This window comes from Candidatus Thiopontia autotrophica, from assembly GCA_014384675.1.
Taxonomy (GTDB): domain Bacteria; phylum Pseudomonadota; class Gammaproteobacteria.
In genome coordinates this window covers 23,581-47,692 of record JACNFK010000014.1, presented here as the reverse complement: position 1 = coordinate 47,692, position 24,112 = coordinate 23,581, and the positions used below count along the sequence as shown (strand labels likewise).

17 protein-coding genes are annotated in these 24,112 nt (G+C 49.1%); 8 read left to right on the top strand and 9 right to left on the bottom strand.

Annotated elements, in window-relative coordinates:
- Positions 1-2 precede the first annotated feature (2 nt).
- The 8 genes from H8D24_01105 to H8D24_01070 form a co-directional block, all read right to left on the bottom strand.
- Positions 3-533, bottom strand: coding sequence for an arsenate reductase (azurin) small subunit (locus H8D24_01105; GenBank protein ID MBC8518993.1), 531 nt, complete (start codon positions 531-533; stop codon positions 3-5).
- A gap of 65 nt (positions 534-598) precedes the next feature.
- A complete protein-coding gene (locus tag H8D24_01100) occupies positions 599-1,858 on the bottom strand; it encodes a cytochrome-c peroxidase (GenBank protein MBC8518992.1) in 1,260 nt (419 codons plus the stop codon).
- A 19-nt stretch (positions 1,859-1,877) separates the two neighbouring features.
- On the bottom strand, positions 1,878-3,014 hold the full coding sequence (locus H8D24_01095; protein ID MBC8518991.1) for a photosynthetic protein synthase I: 1,137 nt from the start codon (positions 3,012-3,014) through the stop codon (positions 1,878-1,880).
- 415 nt (positions 3,015-3,429) lie between these two features.
- On the bottom strand, positions 3,430-5,865 hold the full coding sequence (locus tag H8D24_01090) for a c-type cytochrome (protein ID MBC8518990.1): 2,436 nt from the start codon (positions 5,863-5,865) through the stop codon (positions 3,430-3,432).
- Between the two features lie 55 nt (positions 5,866-5,920).
- Positions 5,921-6,292, bottom strand: coding sequence for a c-type cytochrome (locus H8D24_01085; GenBank protein MBC8518989.1), 372 nt, complete (start codon positions 6,290-6,292; stop codon positions 5,921-5,923).
- An 11-nt stretch (positions 6,293-6,303) separates the two neighbouring features.
- Entirely contained in the window at positions 6,304-7,128 is an 825-nt protein-coding gene (locus H8D24_01080; GenBank protein MBC8518988.1) for a c-type cytochrome, read from the bottom strand.
- Positions 7,125-8,945, bottom strand: a complete 1,821-nt coding sequence (locus H8D24_01075) for a cytochrome ubiquinol oxidase subunit I (GenBank protein MBC8518987.1) — start codon at positions 8,943-8,945, stop codon at positions 7,125-7,127. Before H8D24_01075 ends, H8D24_01080 begins: the two co-directional genes overlap by 4 nt.
- A gap of 187 nt (positions 8,946-9,132) precedes the next feature.
- Complete coding sequence (locus H8D24_01070) at positions 9,133-9,285, bottom strand: hypothetical protein (protein MBC8518986.1); 153 nt, start codon at positions 9,283-9,285, stop codon at positions 9,133-9,135.
- A 349-nt stretch (positions 9,286-9,634) separates the two neighbouring features.
- On the opposite strand from H8D24_01070, the gene H8D24_01065 reads away from it, so the two are divergent.
- From H8D24_01065 to H8D24_01030, 8 genes are all read left to right on the top strand, one after another.
- A complete protein-coding gene (locus H8D24_01065; GenBank protein ID MBC8518985.1) occupies positions 9,635-12,076 on the top strand; it encodes a HEAT repeat domain-containing protein in 2,442 nt (813 codons plus the stop codon).
- Positions 12,077-12,132: 56 nt separating this feature from the next.
- The gene (locus tag H8D24_01060; protein MBC8518984.1) at positions 12,133-12,900 is read left to right on the top strand and encodes a hypothetical protein; all 768 of its coding nucleotides are present in this window, start codon (positions 12,133-12,135) and stop codon (positions 12,898-12,900) included.
- A 286-nt stretch (positions 12,901-13,186) separates the two neighbouring features.
- The gene (locus tag H8D24_01055) at positions 13,187-15,322 is read left to right on the top strand and encodes a universal stress protein (protein ID MBC8518983.1); all 2,136 of its coding nucleotides are present in this window, start codon (positions 13,187-13,189) and stop codon (positions 15,320-15,322) included.
- A 235-nt stretch (positions 15,323-15,557) separates the two neighbouring features.
- Positions 15,558-17,600, top strand: a complete 2,043-nt coding sequence (locus H8D24_01050; protein ID MBC8518982.1) for a radical SAM protein — start codon at positions 15,558-15,560, stop codon at positions 17,598-17,600.
- A complete protein-coding gene (hemG, locus tag H8D24_01045; protein MBC8518981.1) occupies positions 17,597-19,066 on the top strand; it encodes a protoporphyrinogen oxidase in 1,470 nt (489 codons plus the stop codon). Before H8D24_01050 ends, hemG begins: the two co-directional genes overlap by 4 nt.
- Positions 19,063-19,395, top strand: coding sequence for a hypothetical protein (locus H8D24_01040; GenBank protein ID MBC8518980.1), 333 nt, complete (start codon positions 19,063-19,065; stop codon positions 19,393-19,395). The genes hemG and H8D24_01040 overlap by 4 nt, the downstream gene beginning before the upstream one ends.
- The gene (locus tag H8D24_01035) at positions 19,392-22,055 is read left to right on the top strand and encodes a PAS domain S-box protein (GenBank protein ID MBC8518979.1); all 2,664 of its coding nucleotides are present in this window, start codon (positions 19,392-19,394) and stop codon (positions 22,053-22,055) included. Before H8D24_01040 ends, H8D24_01035 begins: the two co-directional genes overlap by 4 nt.
- Positions 22,056-22,098: 43 nt before the next feature.
- On the top strand, positions 22,099-23,487 hold the full coding sequence (locus tag H8D24_01030; GenBank protein ID MBC8518978.1) for a sigma-54-dependent Fis family transcriptional regulator: 1,389 nt from the start codon (positions 22,099-22,101) through the stop codon (positions 23,485-23,487).
- A 3-nt stretch (positions 23,488-23,490) separates the two neighbouring features.
- On the opposite strand, the gene H8D24_01025 is transcribed toward H8D24_01030, so the two are convergent.
- Positions 23,491-24,096: a class I SAM-dependent methyltransferase gene (locus H8D24_01025; GenBank protein ID MBC8518977.1), complete on the bottom strand. Its 606-nt coding sequence runs from the start codon at positions 24,094-24,096 to the stop codon at positions 23,491-23,493.
- Positions 24,097-24,112: the final 16 nt, after the last annotated feature.

The window sequence follows — 24,112 nt, the reverse complement described above, 5'->3', positions numbered from 1 at the left end:
CCTTAAGATTCCATCAGGTTCTGGTTACGGCCGTAAATCAGCCCCATCATGCCAACTGCGTAGATATCATCTCCATCCAGCTCCAGGAGGACCTGTGGCAGACTCTCATAAGCCTGACCAGAGACAATGATTCCATGGCGAGTCACATCGTAGGTAGATAGATGCAGTGGGCATGAACCCATAACTCTATGCTCATCTACCGCAGTGTAACGTCCCAGCAGTGGGCCACCCTGATGTGTACAGAGCGCACTGAATGCAACCAGGTCACGTCCAGCACCGACTCCACCACCACATTTAACGCCAGTCTTCACCATGGTAGCCATGGAGTTCTTGCCATTATCTGGATAGTTGATCATTACTGGAACGTTATCCTTCATCTCACTCAGCTTACCAACCAGTTTGCGAGGATAACCAACCACTCGTGCCTTGGTCTGTACAGCCTTGGCTGTTCCTGGGAACAGGGTAAGAGAGACAGTGCTCGCAGTGGCTGCAGTAGCACCACTGTACATCAGGAACTGACGGCGGTTGAGCATGCACTTGCCGTGCTCACCAGCAGTCTGGTCCTCTCTTTTCTTTGTCACTTCTGTTTTAGTGCTCATTATTTCTTCTCCATCATCAGCTCTGCCTTGGTAAACAGAGGTGCATAACCAGGCATCTTGGGACGCTCAATCTCAATCTCATCACCAGAGAATGCCTCCAGGAACGCAACCAGATCTTCTTTCTCTTCATCACTCAGACCAAGAGGCTTGATAAGATCACTCTTGTTTTTGGAGTAGTCATTATGGCCACCGCCCTCATTATAGAAGTCAACAACATCTTCCAGTGTCATGAGTGTGCCGTTATGCATATACGGTGCGGTATACATAGTGTAGCGCAGTGATGGAACCCGGAATTTACCCTTGTCCCAGCTATTCTTACCACGGAAGTAGAAGCCTGGATCGCCCTTGGAGTTGCGATACATCTCCTCGTTTGAACCCTTGGCATACATCTCATAACGATAAGTTATCTGTGCCAGACCATCGGTCTTCCAACGCTCTAGAGTAGGCACACCAATATTGTAGAAGTCAAAATCCGTAGCCATTGGGCCATTATGACACTCAATACAGTTTGCCTTGCCGTTAAACAGAGCCATACCGCGCTTCTGCTCTTCGCTCAGTGCGCTGTCATCACCATTGAAGTAGTTATCAATTGGTGCATCACGCTGAACCAGCTCAGCACGCTCAAAAGCAGCAATCGCACGGAATGCATTTCTGTATAGAGGCATTTCGTCGCCGAAGACCTCATTGAAACGTTTTCTGTACTCTGGCATCAGAGCAAGACGGGCCTCAACAATATCGAACTCCGCATTACCTGCTACTGCACCGCCTGCCGCAGACTTGGCCTGTGCCTCTAGTGAGGATACAGAACCTGCCCAGAAGAGACGTGGGTAGTAGGCTGAGTTAACCGCAGTCTGGCTGTTACGCCAGTGAACAGTACCTGGGTATCCACGAGAGATATCCTCGGCCCATGCCCAACCCTGATCCGGCTCATGACATGCAGAGCAAGGAGTTGAGGTATCACCACCGATTGCTGGCTCAAAAAACAACATCTTGCCCAGCTCTACCTTTGCAGGAGTGATGGGGTTATCTGGAGGAACCGGTACTGGACCAAGTGCCGCCAGAGATGGGTTGATTGAGGCGCCAGCCGGCTTAAGGCCAGGTGCTACTATAGGTGTTCCACTATCCATGGAGGCAACAACTGTTGGAGCAGCTGCAGTCTCGGTGGCAACAGAACCCGCCTGTGAGGTACATCCAACCATCAATGTTGTAGTCATTACGACAGCAACAGCGATTGGGTTTCTGTTTTTCTTTTCAAACATAATTAACTCTCCTGATCGCTTATTTGATTGGTGCACGTGTACGGTTATCGACCTGTCTCCAGTTCTCGATAACCTCATACTCTGCAGGGAATGGCTTGGACCATACAAACTCTGGACCAGTCAGTGCGTCGCCTGATAGTGCCTCAAGATAGGCCACCAGATCAGCTTTCTCACCGTCAGTCAAACGTAGTGGCTTAAGCAGAGAGCTCTTGTTGCTATCCTGACCACCACCCTGATTGTAGAACTCAACCACATCATCAAGCGTGCCCATCATGCCGTTATGCATATATGGAGCACTGTACTTGAGACCACGTAACTGCGGGGTCATGAACATGCCGCGGTCAGAACCGTCAGCCTCATGAGTCTGTACTGCCGCACCAATATCACGTTTGGTATTGAAAATATTCTCAACCCCCATACCAATTCCGTAGGCTAGGTATGCCTGATGGTTCATTGGATCAAGGAAGACATCCAGATTCTCAGGAACACCTGTGTTGTGACGACCACCATCTGAGTAGAGGGCACCAGTATGACACTGGTTACATCCACCCTTGCCGTCAAAGATTGCTCCGCCACGTTTTGCTGCATCACTCATAGTCCCATTGTCCACTGGCGCATTGCGTGTGGTCAGAGTCTTCATGAAGATAGGGAGCATTTTACGAATACTGCCATTTGATGGCTCATTCATACCTGCAGCCTTGTAGAGTGCCAGGTATTCTGAATCCTGTTTGACACGTTCCTGCATCATCCGCATGTCCATATTCATGATGTAGTCCTCTGTGAGCATCTCACGAGTAACATCATTGAGGTTGGTACCGAGGCGGCCATCATGCATCCATGTCTTCTTATGTGCCGTATTCACCAGTGATGGTGCGTTGCGGAAATGGCCGTTACCTGGGTATCCAGGTGAAAGCGCATCCTTACTACCAAAACCGTGATCTGGACTGTGACAATCCGCACATGCTATACCCGCATCACCCGATAGGCGGCGGTCAAAGAAGAGTCGTTTACCGAGCTCAGCCTTCGCAGCATTCACATCGATCTTGGCAACTGGTCCATGAGACCCTGCTGCAACCGCTGTGGATACCCCGACACTCAGGCTCAGGGCAATCGTTGCTGCGATTGCACCTTGCACTGTTTTCAGTCGTTCTCCCATATTGTTTCTCCGTTGTATGGTTTAACAAAAAAATATTCGCCAAAACTGCTGACGAACCTATAAAAAACCTGGTTCTTTGGGCAATAACCCCCGCCCAATCTATTTATAACCACTAAGTATTAAGCATTTTCTGTGCCAGAAAATATAATATTTTACTTATATCAGTGTTTTCAGTTAGTTATTATTTATTTGCCCAATTATTAGCGCCAGCTTATATAGCAAAAAGTGAACACATTATTCACTTTATCTGTAACTATGGTGAACTACTTAAACGAATCGTTCAACTGACCACTCAAACAGAACGTTACATTCAAAAAAATACCCTCGCCGACAGTGCCGGGAGGGTAAATCAAGGGCAATCAATTAACTATCACTGCAGAGAAGACTACTTGGAGGCTGTCCGAGAATAGAGAGCCTACTTGGCACCTCTACGCTGGGTTCTTACCAAAATAAGGCCGGCAAGGAAGATGGCAAAGGCAACACCCCCAGGAACCCCATAGAGTCGCTGCTCATCAATCTCTGGTGGCAGCACCAACCAGGTCCATGTGGTGAGGGTATGTCTGGCACCCTTCTCGCCATTACTGCCATCCCAGTTGGCAAAGGAGATGGGGAGGAATCTGCCCTCAACAAAGTTGAGATCACCAGTTTTGCCATCCCTGCCTCCACCATTGCGTGAACGCTTCATCAGTACCTGCCAGCGACCATCTTTCCATCTACCTTCGGTCAAGAGAGAGGTATCACCAATTCGTGGCTCGATCTTCTTGTCTGGGCCAGAGGCATCCAGCAACATCCCGGAATCGGCAACAGCCGGCTCTACACTACCAGCATTCCAGTACCACATGGTTGTGTGGTGTCTGCCATCACCGTGGCGGTATAACGGCTTAACCACTACCGGTGAGGTCTCAAATCCATCCTCCTTGGGGAACTGAACCGCAACCGCATCCGAGAACAGCTCCAGATCCTCATCCTGAATTCCCTCCGAGGTCTCTTCACCGGGACGACTATCAGTACGGTCATCAAACTCCAGCAGCAGGGCGATCTCCTTTTTGTTGTAGAGGGCACGCACAGTAATTGCATCATTAAGCGGGGTGAAGAGACGCTCTTCCTTGATGATATTAGGAACCATCATCAGAGTTGTAGGCTCAGCCCCTTCCCAACCGGCATCATCCATACTATCAGGGAGAGCCCCAGCTACCTTGGCTGCACGAATCACATTATTATCACCCAGCTGGGTAGTGGTTTCGCGCAGGCTGTATACATAATTGGCAATATGCCAACGATCCTCCAGACTTACCGGATCTTTATTCCCCTCTTCTGTAGCTCGGTGAGCTGGCATTGGAGTTCCTGGTATGCCGATAGATAGTCGACTATAGATATTGCGCACAGTCTGATCTCGGCTCTCTTCCGGAGTCTTGCCAGCAGTATAGTTGGTGGCGCGCCAAGTCCATGGCTTGGTCAGATCTCGTGGCCAGATACGATTACCCCAGTCATCCGCTAGCTGTTTACCGGACATGATATTGCCTCGTCCAGTATCACCGTGACACTCTGTACATGACTTTTCGAAGGCAGCCTTGCCCTTCTCTATTGACTCCGGGGTGTATGCAATCTGTCCCTCTTCCGGTTCACGCTCGGTAATTACCTGGAAATCATCCTTCAGATAACGGCCGCTATCCTCATCATAATCTTCATCATCCGCCTCTTCTGGCGGCCATGCTGCGGCAATATCAAACGACTTGATTACCGGTATCAGACTACTGATCTGCTCATCGCTAAGCAGGGTTCCCCAACCTGGCATTCCCGTACCATCCAGTCCAAACTTGATGGTATGGAAAAGATCTTCATCCCTTGGCAGGATTGTTCCTGGAGAGCTTTTGTATTTAAACATCGACAAGGAGAAATCACGTGGCTTGGGGTACATCAACTCTGCAGCAACACCATCACCCATGCCCTCCTCACCGTGACAGACCATACAGCGGAACTGGTAGAGTTCATCTCCCCCCATCCCTTTGCGGGCCTCGAGAATAGAGTCTCTGATTCCTGTAGCTGCCTCAGAATCTTCCAGATTCCAGATTCTTGGAACCTGCTCGTTGTAGTCGAAGATAAACATCAGCACATTCCAGATATCATCCTCACTCAACATTTCGTGCCAGACCGGCATTGCAGAGTTCCATGGAGTTCCCTCCTTGGGCAGACCTGGACCACCTGTTGCCGCACGCCAGAAGAGGAAGGCCTCCTGCTGTTGTGGAATTACAGTTGGATCCTGAAAATTGATGGGTTGAGGGTTAAACCCTTCCGCATAGTGGCCCTTGCCATCCAGCAGATCACCGTGACAGAAGAAGCAGTTGCCATAGTAGACATCACGGCCCGCATTGACTGACTCGTTATAGATCTCCATGGCTCCCTCACGCTCACCACTCTTCCACTGGGTCAGCACCTCGGTACGGATCGGGCTCTCCAGACTGTTTAGATCAAAATTCTTGCCCCAGATCTTGACGGTTGATGGAGGGGCAGGATGAACCTGGCGCAGCTCCACAGGAGAGTCCAGTGATGGTTTGACCAACCCATAGGTTGTGTAACCAACCACTGCAGGGATTGCAAGCAGGAAGAGCCAACGGGTAACCGTCAAACGGAAACCACCGCCTCGCAGAACATTCTGAATGGGACTTAAAAATTCTGCCCAGCGCTCATCATCAAAAGAGAAGTAGAGTAGCACCCCTATCACGGTAATCAGCATAAACTGAACCACCAGTGACTTTGGCATCAATGGAGGAAAGGCATTGGTAAATATCAGGTAGGCCGCAATAGTTACAATAATTGCCTGCCAGAATGCCGAAATTCCAAATCGTTTCATGGGGGGTCTACTCCAAATCTCTAATAGCTATTTTGGTAAAAAAATATCAGCCAACTTATTTTGACTGCTCAACCATGTAGTCCACCACAGCCTTTAGCGCATCATCACTCAAAGCGGTTCCACCACGCGGCATCATCAGTGGGTTTGTTGGAGAGCCATTGATTGCGGTTGCATAGAGTGCATCCATACCCTTGGCGATGCGTGGCGCCCAGGCAGCCTTATCACCCATGCCAGGAGCGCCTACTGCAGCTGCAGTTGCAGGGCTGTGACAGGCAAAACAGCCGGCGGCAAAATCACCGGCGGCATCGGCCATTACAGACTGGCTTGAAGCCATTACTACAGTTGCCACAACACTAATCATTACCTTGTTCATTATTAATTCCTTACATTGATAAAAAGTTAAAAAAATCGCAGCATCCGCTGCCATTGAAATCTCGACTACTGCCCCTGCAGCAATTCAACAATCATCGACAACTCCTTGACTGTCATCTTGTCACCAAAATCAGCCGGCATAAGTCCTTGGGCAAATCCATCTGCAATAACTGCATTTGGATCAACAATACTCTGTTGAATAACCAGAACATTTTGTCTGCTGCCTAGCCCAGTCAGGTCCGGACCAAGATCGCCTCCTGAACCGTTAATAACATGACAGGCCGCACAACCATATTTTCCTACCGCCTCTTCACCAGTTGCTGCCGGGGCAGGTGCTCCGCCGCCTGTGACAGCAGATTCATCGACCACTGGAGCCTCTGTAGGCAGCTCCACCGTAACCTCACCACCATCCTTGGCCTGCATAAAGGCGATGACCGCATCCATCTCTATCGCTGAAAGGTTAATGGGGGCCTTATTCACAGCGGGCATAGGTGATTCCGTATCATTACTGCCCTTCTTTCCAAAGCTCGCCACCACATAGATCGAGGGGTCTACCATTGACTCCATAAAGTAACTGGCCGAATCAGTAGATTTTCCTTGATAGCGCTCATCTTTTAACCGCTCAGCGGCAGTCTCCACCATATTCAATGCCAGAATATCAGGCGCGCGCCCAAGATTATTATGACAGAGGGTACAGGTCCCCTTCCCCTTGAATAACTCTTCTCCCATCGAGACAAAGCCATCCATGGTGAGCGCACCGAGATCCACCTTCTTGTCCACCGGCGCCTCGCCCTCAACCTGTGGAAGAATGTTGGCAACAAAGGTAAAGAGCAACACCAGCCCCACACTAAATGCCAATATCTTTGGAAGTACCTGGTTACTCTGACTCATCCCTCTGCTCCTTTTTCACCATTGGCAGCTTGGGGTGCAATCTGTTTCTGCCCACTAAGGTTGGCAATCCAGAACACGAATAACAGGAAGACAATAAACAGTACCGTAACCAGAGTAACCATATTTCCCGCATAACCAATTGCAGGAATATAGTTATCTGGTGAGTTATCTTTCATCACCGTATAGACATGCCAATGGGTCTTGACCGAAGAGCGTACATATCCCATCAATCCCATCAACCAGGTAAAGGCAACCGGTAGGGCGAAGAGTGCATACTGTGAACGGTTGGAGACTTTTCCCCAAACTGCAGGAAATTTCACTTTGGCATTTTTATACATGATGCCATCCAGCATTACCCCAATGATAATCACCATCAAGGTAGATACCACCTGGGTCACACTGGATCCGACCTTGTATACCGTATTAGTGAAATATCCATAATAGACACCTGCAAAGATAATATTCACAATCGCCACAATATAGATGGCTGTCATCAGTGCATTTCCAACTGGCGCCCAAGAGACGGTTGCCACTTTATCGGATCGACGGTAGAGCTGGAAGGAGAGAAAGGTCATAATCAACATCAGATTGACCGCAATATTTTTCGCCGGCATGATCCCCAGTGGCCCAAGAATATGGTGGTGACTTCCACCCAAGGCGGAGATCTCGCTTGCCGTTAGCAGCAAGGTGTGAGGGGTCATCCAGATCAGAAAGCAGACCACAAGCGTTCCAGCAATCCACTTAATAAACCCCTGATAGCGTTTGGAGCCCTCGGTACGAGACATCCCTGACCATAGATAGTAGTTGGCTGCCAACAAGATGGTTCCAATCAATACCGCCTGTACAATAAAGAGCCACGCAAGAATACCACCCATGGCGGTAATTCCCATCTGCTGAGAGTATGCATAGACCTCTGCCATCAACCAATAGCCCGCAAAGGGGAGGGGTAAAAAGGCGAGGATCGCAATAAAGTTAGAGGTATATCCCATCCAGTCATAGTGTGCTTTCTGCTCCTGCGTTTTTGCTGCAAGAAACTTAAACCCGGCATAGGCCCCTACTACGGCTCCACCAAAGGCGACATTGGCGATGAATCGATGCAGATTGATTGGGTTCCACAGCGGCCCCTTCATAACCTCCCAGATATTCCCCACCACTGCACCCACATCACTCACCCCGGATGGGGCCATCATGAAGGTGGACCAGGAGTTAGCCATAAACATCAGAGTCAGCCCTACCCCATTGAGCATCATCCCCAAAGAGAGGTGGATCCACTTTTTGTTACCATAACGGAGTACATTCCAGCCATAGTAGTAGATATAGAGGAAGAAGCTCTCAAGGAAAAAGAGCACCGCATAGACCAACATCTGTGCCCCGAACACCTCCATCATGTAGCTCATAAAGGTTGGATAGAGCAGGAAGAGGGCAATCGCCAGGGTTCCACCAAACAGCGCAGTAATGGAGTAGGCGGTGATACTGATCTTCATGAACTCATGGGCCATATCATCATAGCGCTCATCACCGGTTTTGAAACCCATAAACTCAATACCGACCACAAACATCGGTACCGCCAACACCAGCGCCCCAAAGAAGAGGTGCATCTGTGCGATAACCCACACAACCGCCCGACTACTGACCCCTATATTTGGATAATCGCCACGATTTGGCTGAGGAGCTGAAGCCAGTTGCGCCCCCTCCTCTACTACAGCATCAGAGGCGAGAGCCTCATTGAGTAGTGAAGGTGAACCGAAATCACCCCCAAACATCCCTGCCACAATGACAGAGAAGAGCAATACCCAGAAAAATAGTCTTTGTTTCATTGGATTTTTATTCCTTCTACTGCGCCGGCGACATGTCGAGATTCAGAGGAAGCCCCTGCATTCCCATGATGAGATGATCCATTCCATAGAACAGAAAAAATGCCACAAAAAGGGCAACTACAAATGCAATTCCAGTTTTCATCAGTTTACCTGCTAAATGATTATGAGCGCTTTGGTGTTTGAAAAGTCAGTGGTGTAATACCACACCACCTGAATAGATCAGAAGCCACCAGAAGAAGAGAAGAACACCGCCTGTTACCGCCAGAAACAGCTTCGGCCCCCATGTCACCTCTTCACTATCCTGCTTAACACTTTCTCTGTTCTCGTTCTCTTCTGTCATAGCCAACCCTTGGTTTAATGCCAATATCCGCCAACTACTTGCATTTTATATGCCATAAATAAAAATTTTATAAATATATTTTATTTTACAGTCTGTTACATATGAATGTGAACGTTTTGTTCAGTTTTAAGTTTATAAAAAATAGACCATAATGTTCACAAACTGAACGTTTTGTTCAATAATCTATGGAACGATTCTTCCAATTGAACATATCGTTCAATTTACCTGGTAGTATATAAATATCCAGATAATCAACCCATTGATTATCAATAAGATAAAGTATTTGGCACACCTTATGCATACTGTTACTGAATTCTAAAGATAATTTTTATATAGAGAGCCTAATACCATGAGCCTGAATAAAACAATTGATGCATTAACCCACCTGCTAGAGACCGGTGACGAAGCTGATCGCTGTTATGTAACTCAGGCTCTGGGGAAACTTTGTGCCCCATCAGCTACAAATAGTGTATCCAAAAAAGTTCTGCCATTCCTTAGAGACAAGGATATTGATGTATGTGTTGATGCAGCATCCACACTCGGAAAACTTGGTGGCGAGGGGGTCGCTGCTTCACTAATTGAGTCTCTTGAGAAAGATCCTGATGGCGAGGTAAAAACTGCCGTTGCCAAGGCCCTGGGGGAACTCGGCGACCAATCCGCAGTACCTGAGCTGATGCGCGTTATGGAGAATCGTGATGATGAGATAGGTTACATCGAGGATGGATGGGATCTCTGGTGGGATGTTCAGCTCGCTGCGGTTAAATCACTCGGCAAGCTAAAGGCCAATGACGCTGTACCTGCACTGGAACGACTGCTCAACAGCATTGAAGGTGAAGATATAGAGCCAGAGATTCTGCGATCCATGGCCGCTATTGGTAGTGAAGAGAGCATCAAAACCCTGGAAAAGATCCTGAATGAAGGGGATGTTCGTAAACAGCGCCGTGCGGCTACCGCTCTGGGACGGTCAAATTCTGCAGAGGCAGTCAAGATTCTTGGTAGAGCACTAAGCTCCAAACACACTGATGTCCGCGTACATGCAATTAAGGCCCTGGAGGAGCAGGATGCGAAGAGATACCTGCCGGCCATTATGCTGTTACTAAAGAACCCAAGTGACGAAGTGCGCAGTGCAGCAGCACATGCTGCGACCACATTGGGAGAGATGAAAAACCCAACCCAGGAGACTGTAGACCTGTTTACTGGTCTTCTTGACGATGAGAGCGCCCTGGTACGTGCAACCTCACTCAATACCCTGGCAAATCTGCGCAGAGAGGTATTGAGAGAGAAGCTTGGTGGTGAAGTCATTGATCGCATAATTGAATTAATCGGTGATGCTGACATTGAATCTTCTACTGCAGCGACCAAGCTCTTCTCAAAACTGAACACCAGTGATGCAGAAGAGAAACTGGTCACTCTGCTTGCTGATGACAGTAACGAAATCGCTATTCGTAGACAGGCCGCACTTAGCCTGTCACTAATGGACCAGATAACAGATTCAGGAGTTGATGCACTCACCAATGCACTAAGCGATCCTGAACAGCCTGTTCGTCTGGCCGCCCTGATCTCTCTTATGGATTGTGAGGATAAATATGTAGCAGCATCTGACAGTGATGACAGTGAAAATCATCCGCGCCCCATTGAGATCATCCTCTCGGCACTCCATGGCGAGATTGACCTGACTCGTGAGGAAGAGGAGGAGGAGCAGAAGGAGGTGGTTGCCCAGTCTCAGGAGGTTCAGTTCAACAAGAGTGTTGATCTGGAGAACAACACTGAAAATGGTACGGAAGAAGATACCGTGAGCGAAGAACCTGCGTTGCCAGACTTTCCTGAATCACCAACCCTGGAGGGTGAAAGCCGCGATAGTGTCTCAACACTCGATGCCATTGCAATGGATAATGTTGAGGCAGCCCTTTTGCTGGATGAGGAGGAGGCCCCAGCTGAAGAGGAGTTTGATGAAGAGACCAAGGAGTATCTTGGCATCCTGGAGGATAACGAGGAGGCGACAGTTCGCCGTGAACGCAGGTTCAAGAACAAGGACATACATACTGATGTGCGTCGCATGGCGGCAACCATTCTGGGGCGTCAACAAAGTAATCTGGCAATAAATGAGCTAAATCTTGCGCTTAGTGATGATGACCATGAGATTCGTAGATTGGCTGCCGAGGCCCTGGCGGAGATTGCTGCTGGCAATCCGGCCAACCCAAAACTGCTTGATACACAGGGAACACTTATATCTCAGGTCCATTTTGGTGACCCCGACATTCGCATGGCTGCCATCCGCGCCCTTGGAGCAATGGAAAACCGGGCTGCCATACCAACCCTGATTGAATGTTTGGATGATGATGATACCGTTGTACGAATGGAGTCGGTGCGTGCTCTTGCCACCATTGCCTCAAGCAAACTTGACTCTGTAGAAGAGGCTCACATGGTGACCAACGAGGTTGCCAACAGTGAAATCTTGCAGAAAATCAGTGAGAAACTGGAAGATGACCAACCCTCAGTCAGAAAATATGCGGCTGATGCAATAACCTCGCTGTTAAGTAGTGGCACAGAAAGCCCCCAAGAGAGCAAAGAATTTATTCTAAAGATACTGGACGCAGGTTTTGCTGGTGCCGGTGAACAGGCAAGACATATGGGAAGAGCACTTAGAATTCTCGACCCTGTAATCGGTGCAAACCATCTGCTACCCTTGCTGGAGTCCATGCAGAGCAGTGCGGAGCGCAGATTTGTGATCGAGATGCTGGAAGAGATATACCAAACCAGCCAGGAACCCGACCATCTTCAGGCCGCATAAAGTAACTATTTTTTCATTAACTATTTTGTTTTATTTAACCCAGGAGTCAAATTGACATGAAAACATCAAAACGTCTACTTAAGACACTCTCTGCTGTAGCAATCACTGCTGCTGCATTCACCCCACTCAGCTCAGAGGCTGGCTACAAGGTGGTTGATGTCGCTAATGGCGGCACCATCACCGGAACCGTAACCCTGAAGAAGGCTGCACCAAAGTCTGCCCACAAGGTTTATGACATAAAGAAGGACAATGCCGTATGTGGCAATGACCAGCGCATCATCGATTACGTTCAGACCAACGGCAAGGCACTGCTCAATGCAGTTGTCTATCTGACTAAGGTAAAATCAGGCAAGGCGTGGGGAGACACTCCTGCTGAGATCAATGTAGATCAGAAAGGATGCGAATTCACCCCATTCCTCTCTATCATGCAAAATGGCGGCAAGATGACTGCTATCAACTCTGATCCTGTTCTTCACAATCTTCACACCTATGAGCTGATGACCGGTACCGTCAAAGGGCCTAAAAAGACCGTTGCAAATGTGAGCCAGCCTGACCAGGGCAGCAAGGTGACCAAGACTGTAAAGCTGAAAAAAGGTTATGCCATGAAGGTTGAGTGTGATGCTCATGACTTTATGCACGGTTTCGTCTTTGTGGCCAAGAGCCCATACTACGCTGTGGTAGATGGCAACGGAAAGTACACTATCGACAACGTACCTCCTGGCAAATACAAGGTCAGGGCCTTCAATGGCTTCCTCAAGCCAGGAAAAGGCAAGGCTACTGTTAAGGGTGGCGATACTGTAACTGTTGATATCAAGATGAAGTAATGAGACGTCTGCTTCCAGAGAAACTCACCCTGTTTGACCGTATGGTACTTACAGGTGGAGCTATCAACATGGTTGTTGTCTGCACCATTATCATTTGGTACATGGTGATCTAGGAACAACCAACAAATCTGTAACATCATCCCCCTCTATTGGGGGATGATCGTTTAGGGTCTTTACAAAACCGCATTATTAGTGTGCTTTTGCAAGTATTCATAAACAAGAGAGAGGGGCCACAAGAGGCCGTAAAAAGAGGTTATATAACATGCAAAATGAAAATGTAGTAAAAATGGAGCAACCAACCAAGCCAGATCCTCTTCCAACCTACCAGGGGATACTGCTTGCTGTTGACTCTTCGGACCACTCCAACCGCGGCACTACCGAGGCCTTTCAAATGGCTGCGCACTGGGGGGCAAAAATTACGGGCACGCATGTCTATGCTGCCAAACTACATGACATCCGTTTCCGCCAGATGGAGGGAGGTCTGCCGGAGCAGTTTCGTGAGGAGCTGGAGCTGGAGCGTCAACGAGATGTCCACGATGACTTGATCACCAAGGGCCTCTCCATTATTACCGACTCTTATCTGGACCAGGCCGAGGAGCTTGCTGCGGAAAACGAGATTGCATTTGATCGCCGTCCACTTGAGGGGAAAAACTATCGTGAACTGACCCGCGAAACCAATAGTGGGAGGTATGACCTGCTGGTTATGGGGGCACTGGGGCTGGGCGCAATTCGTGGCAGTCGCCTGGGAACAGTAACCGACCGCGTTGCTCGGCGCTCGGAGATTGATGTTCTGGTAATCAAGGAGCCAGAGATAAATCTTGAGCGTGGCCCCATTGTGGTTGCCATTGACGGTTCTGACAGAGCCTATGGTGGATTACTGACGGCTTTCTCCCTGGCAAAAGAGTGGAGCTGCAAGGTTAAGGTGATCTCCGCCTTTGACCCCTACTACCACTACGTAGCATTTAACCGGATTGCAGGAGTTCTTTCCGAGGAGGCAGGCAAGGTATTCAAGTTCAAGGAGCAGGAGAAGCTCCACGAGGAGATCATCGACTCCGGTCTGGCCAAGATTTATCAGGGGCATCTGGATGTGGCAGAATCTATTGCCCGAGATTATGGGGTTGAGATTGAGACCACCCTGCTTGATGGCAAGGCGCACGATGCAGTTGAACGCTATGTCGCCAACGCCCGCCCCTCCCTGCTGGTTATCGGAAAGCTGGGGATTCATGCCGATGATGAGCTCGATATTGGTGGCAACAGTGAGATATTACTGCGCAATGTCGAGTGTGCGGTACTACTGAGCCAGCGCACCTACCGCCCAGAGATTGATGTGGTGGCGGAGACCACCACCTCATGGACAAATGAGGCTGAATCCAGAATGGATAAGGTCCCCTCCTTTGTTCGCAATATGGCCAGAATGGCGATCCTCCGTTATGCACAGGAGCGTGGCCATACCGTCATTACCGAACGAATTGTTGAAGAGGCCACCGCCCAGTTGATGCCGAACCATGCAGAGCAGGCGATGGGAGAGATTGTAGATGCCTACGAGGCAGGCGAACTCAAACGTAAACCGGAAGAAGCTGGAGTCGTCACCGACAAGATCATGCGCTGGGACAGCGATGCCTCTCAGTTACTCATGACGATTGAGGATCTGGCACTGCGCGGCAACCTCAGTATGCGTGCAGAGAAAAAGGCACGTGGAGAGCGCTCCAATCGGGTCAAGATTGAGCATATCCGGCCATTCATCGGCCAAGAAGAGGCTACTGCTACCTCATCCACACTGACATGGGGTGCTGCTGCACTCGCGCGCCTATCCCGTGTTCCCGAGGGGTTCATGCGCGACTCCAGCAGGGATCGCATTGAATCATATGCCCGCGACAACCAGTTGCAAGAGATCACACTGGAAGTCGTCGAAGCGGGATTGGAACAAGCGCGCGAGGCAATGACCGAGGCCATGCAAGAACAATCCTCTACCCCTCCACAGCCAGCAGAGAAAAAAGCGAGCCTCTGCCCCTTTGCCAATCTCGCACAACGCACCTCCCTTCACTGGAGCCCTGAGGCCGAGGCCCGCATGGAACGTATTCCTGAAGGGTTTATGCGCGACCTGACTAAACAGCGAGTCGAGCAGTTTGCAAAAAAACATCGCACCGAAGAGATTACCGAGGCGCTGGTTGAGGAGAAATATAGCGAGTGGGCGGCAGGATCGAAAGAGAAGCAGTCCACCATGGTGTGGGACCCTGCAGCCCGCGCACGGATCAAAAAGATTCCAGACTTTGTCCAGGGCATGGTCGTTCTGGAGGTAGAGCGATGCGCACGGGAGTTGGGGCTCGAGCAGGTGACTCATGCCGCCGTCGACAAGGCCAGTGACGCCTGGGAGATGGGCAGCGGATTCCACTCCGAATCCAATCCGGATCAGTATAAATGAACTGCCACAGCGCCTCGCGCAAAGACGCAAAGCCGCTAAGAAAAGCGTTCAATGGTATTCAATTCAGAATGCCCATTGGCAACGAATTACTACCTACAATCTACTCAGTGATGCAGTACATCTATAGAGCTAAAAAAATCACCCACACAATCAATCACGCACATCCTGCAGAAAAGACGATGAAAGAACCTTTGCCTCTTTGCGTCTTTGCGCGAGGCGCTGTTGCTTTTCCATAATGAACGATCTCTTCCTTCTTGCCATCAACCTGACGCGTCGCTGCAATCTCAACTGCAGCCACTGCTATCTTGATGCAGAGACACTGCAACAAGGGGGCGATGGTGAGTTGAGCACTGAAGAGGTGATCCAGCTACTGGATCAGATTGCCGCCCGCAGTACCGATACCATGGTGGTTCTGACTGGAGGAGAGCCACTGCTACGAAAAGATCTGGAGGCGTTGGTTGCCCATGGATCTCAACTAGGCCTCTCCATCGTCATCGGCACCAATGGCGTTCTGCTAAATGAGAAGCGGGTTAAATCACTCAAGGCGGCTGGCGCAATGGGTGCAGGCATCAGCGTTGACTCTCTTGATCCGGGATTTCATGATCAGTTCCGCGGCTGCCCTGGGAGCTGGGAGAAGACTCTGGCTGGAATGGACGCCTGCCGCAAACACGAACTCCCTTTTCAGGTTCACTTCTCCATCACTGAAGGCAATGCCGAAGAGCTGGAGGGGATGGTCGACTTCACCAAATCCGTTGGTGCCCACCTGCTCAACATCTTTTTCCTCGTCTGCACCGGGCGTGGCGAGAAGATGTCCGACATCACCCCACAACGCTATGAAGCGGCCCTTAACCAGATCATTGCGGCACAACAGAAGCACCCCGACCTAATGATCCGCGCCCGCTGTGCCCCCCACTACAAACGAATCGCCTATCAGAACGATCCCAACAGCCCCGTCACGCGGGCCGAAGGGTACGAGGGTGGTGGCTGTATTGCTGGAACCCACTATTGTCGCATCACCCCGGAGGGTGGTGTTACTGCCTGTCCATATATCCCTGATGAGGAGGGCAATATCCGTCAGCAGAGCTTCCTCTCGATCTGGGATGAGTCAGAGACCTTTGAACAGCTAAGAAATCCAGCCCTCAAGGGAAAGTGTGGAGAGTGCGAATACCAGATACTCTGTGGCGGTTGTCGTGCCCGTCCCAAGGCGCTGGGAGCTGATCTGATGGATACCGATCCATGGTGCTCCTACCAGCCACAGAATGGGAAGATAATCCAGCCTCTCAACTCTACAGAGCAAGAGGATGTAGCCTGGAGTGCGGAGGCTGAAAAACGGCTCGGCCGGGTTCCAGGATTTCTTCGCAAGATGGTCAAGAAGCGTGCCGAGCAACATGTACTGGAACAGGGACTCTCCGAGGTTACCTCAGAGGTGCTGACCGAGCTCTCCAGCAAAAGATTCGGCGCCAACATGCCGAAGCGTCCAGGGCATAAAGATGACAATAATAACGGGGAAATTCACCTTGTCTGGACTGCCGAGGCACAGCAACGGCTCGATGAGACCCCATCCTTCCTGCGTGAAGGGGTACGTGCGGTGGCGGAAGATGTAGCCCAAACCGAGGGGCGACTGGAGGTCAATACCAAACTACTGGATCGACTGGAGGCTGAGGATGAGCCTGGTCGCAGGCTCAACTGGGAGGATGAGGCCGATAATCTGCTTGATGATTTCCTCTCTAACAGGGAGCCACAGGTTGTGATGTTCGTTAAGCCGACACTGGAGACAGCTGCAGAGATGGCGGCAAAGCAGCGCAACTCGATAACTGTAACTGCTGGCGATATCCAGATTATTATTGATACCCAGATTGCCGGAGTTGAGTGGGATCTTGTTGCCCTGAAAAGGGTTGAGGGTGCACCAGAATTTGTTCGTGCCGGAATCAAGAAAGCGGCTGAATTCAATGCGCGTCGGGAAGGGCTGTCCATCATCACTCCTGATGACCTTACCCGTTTTCGTAATCGGGCAATGATGAAGGCGGTACGCAGACTTCGTGGCTTTGGCATGGATGAGCTGAATTTTGATGCTTGGGAGATTGCCAAAAAACGGGTGCCACGCCTGAAAGACAACCCCCAGGCCGAGAAACGTTTTGGAGAAATTCGTACCCACGTTGAGAGCCATCAAGGTGAGAATGGTGAGGGCCTGGGTATTCTGGATCGTGAGATGCTCGACAAGATGAAGGCAGAGCTAAAGAGACCACGAACCTCCAAAAAAGAGGGGGCCAAACAGTGACCAAAAAGGTATTGATTGTTGGTGGCGGTATCTCCGGACTTTCAACTGCATGGTGGTTGAGCCAGGCCGGGATGGAGGTGGAGATCTGGGAGCGTGACAAACGACCCGGAGGAAAGATAAAGACCACCGAGCATGATGGGTACACAATGGAGCAGGCTGCAGCCCTGCTGCTGAACTTCCGTCCCGAGGTTGCTGAGCTGATAGCAAAGAGCGGGCTTGAGAAACTAAAGAGCAGTCGCACCCAACTTGCAGAGCAGAATCGATACCTGTTAAGCAACGGGAAACTCAACTCCATCTCCATGAATATGCAGAGCGTCCTCTTCTCTAAAAGCTGGAGCATGAGAGGACGGCTGAGAATGCTGGCTGAGCCATTTATTCCTCGTGGTGGCAGTGAGAATGAGACGGTTAGCGAGTTTATTACACGCCGTTTTGGTAGAGAGCTTCTGGAAAAGGCGATGGACCCATTTGTCTCCGGAACCCTGGCCTCCGATCCAGATCTGGCCAATGCCGAGGCAACACTTGGAAGACTGACTGCTCTGGAAAAGAGATATGGTAGCCTGACAGCAGGCGCCATGATTCACAAATTCAATCGAAAAAAGAGTGGATGCATTACCGAGACTTTCTCCTTTAAGGGAGGCATGTCTACCCTGGTTGAACAGTTGGCACGACAGTCGGGGATCACCTTCCGTACCAATCTTGAGGCAACAGCAATTGAAAGAGCACCTGGATCAACCAACAACAGCCCGAAATGGCGTCTGTTTGGCCATGACAGGTCATCCCCACAATCCATAGAGATTGAACAGGATGCTCACCATATAATTTTCAGCACCCCGGCAGCAGTAACTGCAACTCTGCTAAGCTCGATATCCCCTGAGGCAAGTCGACTTCTGGACGGGATTGAATATGCCCCCCTCACAGTACTGCACACAGGCTTTGACCGTGGTCAGATTGACCACTCTCTGGATGGTACCGGCTTCCTTACTCCGAAATCCGAGAACACACCATTCAATGGCAATATCTGGATGAGCAGCCTTTTCAACAATCGCGCCCCCGAGGGCAAGATTCTGCTAACCACATATCTGGGCGGTGCACGTCACCCGGAGATCCAGCAATGGAAGAGTGAGGAGATTGTAGAGAGAACTGTTTCTGCTCTTAAACCAATTTTGGGAATTAACGGGGCTCCAGAGATGGTGACACTACACCGCCACCAGGACGCACTACCTCTATACCATGGCAGATATGCTGCACGAGTGAAGCAGATAAAATCGAATATATCATCCTCCCCTGGTATCCATATTGCTGCCAACTACATTGGAGGAGTCTCAGTACGTGACCGTATCGCCCAGGGGCAAATTTTATCAGCGGAGATTCTCAAACAAGAGAACATCTCTCCATCTACTGCATCAGTATCAACCATTCGCTCAATTTGGAGACCATCCGACCACTCGGTGCTTCATACATCATGAGTAATCAGGAAAACATGTATACGGATGCCTTCCCAATTGGAAAGATTTTTCCTTTTGTTGTTGTGGTTGTAGTGCTGATGCTATCTGTCTCTTCAGCTATTGAGTGGTATGCCGATGAGGTATCACTCCCACGCTACTGTGAAAATCCTGAAGAGGCACTACGTTATCTGAAGGCCAATCTACAGGATGAACGTCCAGCTGGAGATGGGGCGCGAAGACCTTATCTGATTGCTGCAAAATTGATTTTTCTGGTCCCCAGAGACGGGGGTGAATCCCTAGACGATTATCTGGATCGTGTTGAACTGGAGATAAGGAGTCGTTGCGGATGACGCTACACCACTACACTCCATCACTGTTAAAGAAGAGCCGCCTGTTAATGCTCTTCCTTTTACCCATGATAGTTGTCCTGTTTGTGGCTGCCACTATCCATTTCTACTCTGATTATGAGGTGCGTGGTAACGCAATCAAGCGAGCTGAAGAGCTAAATATTCACCTTGCCGAGGAGATGATTACAAAAGATATATCGAAGATTGTCTCTGACCTGCTCTTCCTTGCAGAACAGATGGATAACATCATGTTTGTAGACAAGACAGAAATGGCTCAAAAGAAGAGCGACATCAACCAGCTGTTTCTGAGTTTTGCCAACAACAACGGAATATATGATCAGATCCGTTATATAGACGATTCCGGCAATGAGCTTTGCCGAATAAACTACAGTAACAAGGGTGGAATCTCGGTTGCAGATTCAGAGTTGCAAAACAAGTCTGACAGATACTACATCAAAGAGGGGCTCGAACTTCTTGATGGTGAGGTCTACCTGTCTCCTATGGACCTTAATATTGAGAATAACAGCCTGGAGACCCCATACAAACCTGTTATCAGATTTGTCACCCCTATTTACTCATCTTCTGGTGAGCGTCGGGGGATGATCGTACTCAACTATCTTGGTATCGATCTCGTCAACAACTTCAGAAGTGCTGTGGCCTCTATTACGGACAGGGTGCATCTGGTTAACAGTGACGGATACTGGCTAAGCCATAATAATCCGGAAAAAGAGTGGGGATTCATGCTGGGCAATCCTGACAATATTTTCAGTAGTGAGTTTAAAAGTGAATGGAGCCATATTAGTGGCACAAAATCCGGGCAGTTCATTACAGCAAACGGCCTCTTCTCGCATATAACTGTAAACCCTCTCAGGGTTGCCCAGATAAGAGCAGGAACAACTGACCATATAATCAGCACAGATCAGCTAAATAGATATAACTGGAAAGTTATCTCTTACCTGCCAACATCCAACCTTGAGTCCACGCCACTTGGTTTTCTGCAGAAAAACAGATTGCTCTATATAGCAATTCTCTTCTTTATCTCACTACTGTCATTGCTACTCACCAACAACATCATACGCAGAGAGGAACATGAGCTACAGCGGGCAAATGAGCTGCGCTTCCGAGACACTCTTGAAGAGATACATCTTGCCGCACTCACCATTGATCTGGATGGCAACATCCTGTTCTGCAACAACTACCTGCTACACCTGCTCAGAAAACGTCGCAGTGATGTGATCGGAAAAAACTGGTTTGATAATTTTGTTCCTGATGGTGACAGTATAAACGGGATAAAACAGATTCTTGATGGAGAAGATGGCTTGCAGGGGTCAACTTACCATGAGTCTCATATTATTGATTTTCGTGGCAAGAATAGACTGATTGCATGGACTTCAACAACCACTATTAATGATGCAAACCAGATAGAGAGCATCACCTGTATTGGACAGGACATTACTGAGCAGCACCAAACTCGTGAAGAGCTTACCAAGCTGGCGCGTGCTGCTGAACAGAGCCCTGCTGTAATCCTGATTACAGACAGAACTGGCAGAATTGAGTACGTCAATCCAAAATTCACCGAACTCACCGGCTATCTGCCACAAGAGGTAATAGGAAAAAACCCTCGCATCCTGAAATCAGGAGACACCTCTCCAGAAGAGTACAGAGATCTGTGGCAGACAATCAGTAGTGGAAAAGAGTGGCGCGGCATCCTTCATAATAGAAAGAAGAGCGGTGAACTATATTGGGAGTCCGCCCTTATGTCACCAATTCGCAACGAAGATGGTGAGATAACTCACTTCCTCTCCGTTAAGGAAGATATCACTGCACAAAAAGATCTTGAAGAGGAGATTCGGAAACGAAAAGATGAGTTAGCACAAGCCAAGACTCTTGCTGTAGTTGGACGCATGGCCAGCATGGTTGCTCATGATCTGCGCAACCCTCTCTCATCCATCAAAATGGGGCTACAGATTCTCAGCAAAAAAGAGGGCGGAAACGCTGAAGATAGAGAGTTGCATGAAATTGGGCTACAACAGATTCGTTACATGGAGAGTATTCTGGACGGGCTACTCGCATATTCCCGACCAGATGAACTGGATCTCTCCTGGAGCAGCCTTGATAAATTAACCGAGACCGCAATCAATGCCATTCAAAAACAGATCATTGAAAACAGCATTGACGTAATCACCCACTATCCAGCCGGCCTACCCACAATACAGGTCGACAAAACCAAGATGCGTCGTGTATTAACCAACCTGCTAAGCAATGCAATCCATGCGATTACCGAAGCAGCCCCAGACAGACCAAAAATAATCATCAATGCACGCATGGATCTGCATGATGATGGCTCAATCATCCAGCTAGAGATCTGCGACAATGGCACAGGGATAGATGAATCAAACAGAGACGAAATCTTTGAGCCTTTTGTCACCAGCCGATCAAAGGGGACAGGACTTGGGCTGGCTATCGTTAAACGAGTTATTGAACAACACAATGGAACCATATCCATGGAGAGCAATAATGGGGTTGGCACTTGTGTAGTTATTACGCTTCCGGTTACCCACATGAAACATAATATTCCAGATACTGAAGCAGACAGAGCACCGACAACATTCATTAAAACCAAAAAACTTGATGATACGGCTGAAACCACAAGCAAGTCATGACAATTGTCCTTCCGCATATAGATTATTTAGAGAGAGCTGAATTATGGCAAATATATTAATTGTCGATGACGATGAGGCAAGCTGCAGAACCCTTAAACTCCATTTTGGTGCGCAGGGGCACAGTGTTACAACCAGCCACAGTGTTGATAAAGGAATCGCATCCGGATCAGCCCTGCCTCTCCCCCCTGAAATCATTATTCTCGATATTAAGATGCCGGGGAAAACCGGACTGGAGGGGCTACCAGAATTTGTTACTACTTTCCCCAAGGCACACATAATCATGATTACTGCATTTCATGATATGGAGAGCACTATTCAGGCAATGCAGAATGGTGCTGATGACTATATTCATAAACCAATTGATATCGATGAACTTGATCAGTCGATAGCCCGCCTGCTGGCACAAGATGGTCCTACTGAGCAGATGGTTGAACCTGCATCCACATCAAGTAGCCGCTCAACCATGGTTGGCCACAGCAATGTGATGCGAGAGGTTTTCAAGACCATCGGTATGGTGGCACAGAGCCCAGCCACAGTTCTTATTACCGGAGAGAGTGGCACAGGAAAAGAGCTGGTAGCCAATGCTATTCATAACTCTGGAAAGCTTGCAGACGGTCCATTTGTGGCCGTAAATTGTGCTGCCGTTGTCGAAACCCTGCTGGAATCAGATCTTTTTGGTCATGAAAAAGGCTCATTCACCGGCGCCACATCCAAACAACTTGGCAAATTTGAGCTTGCCTCGGGAGGAACCATATTTCTTGATGAAATTGGAGAGCTCTCACCAAACATGCAGGCAAAATTACTGCGTGTACTACAAGAGAAGGAGTTCACTCCAGTTGGTGGCAAGTATCCAATCACCAACAATGCACGTGTTATAGCTGCTACCAATATAGATTTTGATGAGCGGGTTAAAAATGGTGAGTTCCGTGCCGATCTATTCTATCGACTCCAGGTAGTAACTATCCATATTCCACCACTTCGTGAACGCAAGGATGATCTGCTGGATCTGGTACGTAGCCTGCTGGATCGTATCAACAGTGAACTGGGAAGAAATGTAAGCCAGATAAGCATGGAGGTTATCAACTGTTTTCAGCAGTATGATTGGCCCGGGAATATTCGTGAACTGGAAAACCTGCTAACCAAGCTTGTTGCACTATCTCCAGGAGACTCCATAACCCCAGATCTGATACCTGAAAATCTCTGTAGCGGCGCTCTTGCAAGCGACCTTCCGAATCAATCTCTGAACTCAACCCTGCAACGGGCAGAAACAGTCAGTGACCAGGTCAATCGATCTCTGCAAGAGGTTGAGCGAGAACATGTACTGCGCGTTCTGGATGCCACAGGATGGCATAAGGGAAGGGCCTGTGAAATTCTGGGGGTATCTCGCCCACGCCTGAGAAGGCTGATTAGCCAGTATGACATGGAGCCTTAGAGGCTACTCCATGATTGCTCTGGCCACAGTATAGGCCTTGCCCTGCTTGAGTTTTTTGTAGTTCCCAAATACCTCTTTGAAATTACGCTTGATAAAATCACGCAACCCATTGATTGTAACAACCACAATCTGCCCCCCGGGATTCATTCTGGACCTGGCATCACACAATAAAATGGTCAACATCTCTCGACCAACTTTTGCCGGCACATTGGATACAACTGTGTCAAAACGCATGCTCTCTGGTACTTCGCTAAATCCATTGGAGGTATATGCCCGACAGTGACTCATCCTGTTTATTTTGGCATTTTTATTTGCATACTCTACAGCCACATAATCTCTATCCACCATATGAACCTCTCCATCAGGTGCCTGCCCCCCCAGAGCCAAACCTAGAGGACCATACCCACAACCGATATCAATAATTGTCTCATCAGCCTCCACCTCCAGATATTTCAGCAACAGATGGGTCCCATCATCTATCCCTCTTGGGCTAAAAATCCCCCAGGTAGTATTGAATGTAAGTTGGGTACCAAGCAGATTGTCCTGAAATACAAGATCCTGTTTGAGCTCATTAAGCAGTGCGCAATCTTTCTCTCTATCTATACTCATCTCTCCATTTTCTCAT

Bases quoted from the DNA above. Each gene is read 5' to 3' on its own strand.
- H8D24_01105 (MBC8518993.1), bottom strand. From the start codon at position 533: ATGCTCAACCGCCGTCAGTTCCTGATGTACAGTGGTGCTACTGCAGCC.
- H8D24_01050 (MBC8518982.1), top strand. From the start codon at position 15,558: ATGAACGATCTCTTCCTTCTTGCCATCAACCTGACGCGTCGCTGCAAT.
- H8D24_01090 (MBC8518990.1), bottom strand. From the start codon at position 5,865: ATGAAACGATTTGGAATTTCGGCATTCTGGCAGGCAATTATTGTAACT.
- H8D24_01035 (MBC8518979.1), top strand. From the start codon at position 19,392: ATGACGCTACACCACTACACTCCATCACTGTTAAAGAAGAGCCGCCTG.
- H8D24_01040 (MBC8518980.1), top strand. From the start codon at position 19,063: ATGAGTAATCAGGAAAACATGTATACGGATGCCTTCCCAATTGGAAAG.
- H8D24_01055 (MBC8518983.1), top strand. From the start codon at position 13,187: ATGGAGCAACCAACCAAGCCAGATCCTCTTCCAACCTACCAGGGGATA.
- H8D24_01080 (MBC8518988.1), bottom strand. From the start codon at position 7,128: ATGAGTCAGAGTAACCAGGTACTTCCAAAGATATTGGCATTTAGTGTG.
- H8D24_01030 (MBC8518978.1), top strand. From the start codon at position 22,099: ATGGCAAATATATTAATTGTCGATGACGATGAGGCAAGCTGCAGAACC.
- H8D24_01075 (MBC8518987.1), bottom strand. From the start codon at position 8,945: ATGAAACAAAGACTATTTTTCTGGGTATTGCTCTTCTCTGTCATTGTG.
- H8D24_01070 (MBC8518986.1), bottom strand. From the start codon at position 9,285: ATGACAGAAGAGAACGAGAACAGAGAAAGTGTTAAGCAGGATAGTGAA.
- H8D24_01025 (MBC8518977.1), bottom strand. From the start codon at position 24,096: ATGAGTATAGATAGAGAGAAAGATTGCGCACTGCTTAATGAGCTCAAA.
- H8D24_01095 (MBC8518991.1), bottom strand. From the start codon at position 3,014: ATGGGAGAACGACTGAAAACAGTGCAAGGTGCAATCGCAGCAACGATT.
- H8D24_01065 (MBC8518985.1), top strand. From the start codon at position 9,635: ATGAGCCTGAATAAAACAATTGATGCATTAACCCACCTGCTAGAGACC.
- H8D24_01100 (MBC8518992.1), bottom strand. From the start codon at position 1,858: ATGTTTGAAAAGAAAAACAGAAACCCAATCGCTGTTGCTGTCGTAATG.
- H8D24_01085 (MBC8518989.1), bottom strand. From the start codon at position 6,292: ATGGCAGCGGATGCTGCGATTTTTTTAACTTTTTATCAATGTAAGGAA.
- H8D24_01060 (MBC8518984.1), top strand. From the start codon at position 12,133: ATGAAAACATCAAAACGTCTACTTAAGACACTCTCTGCTGTAGCAATC.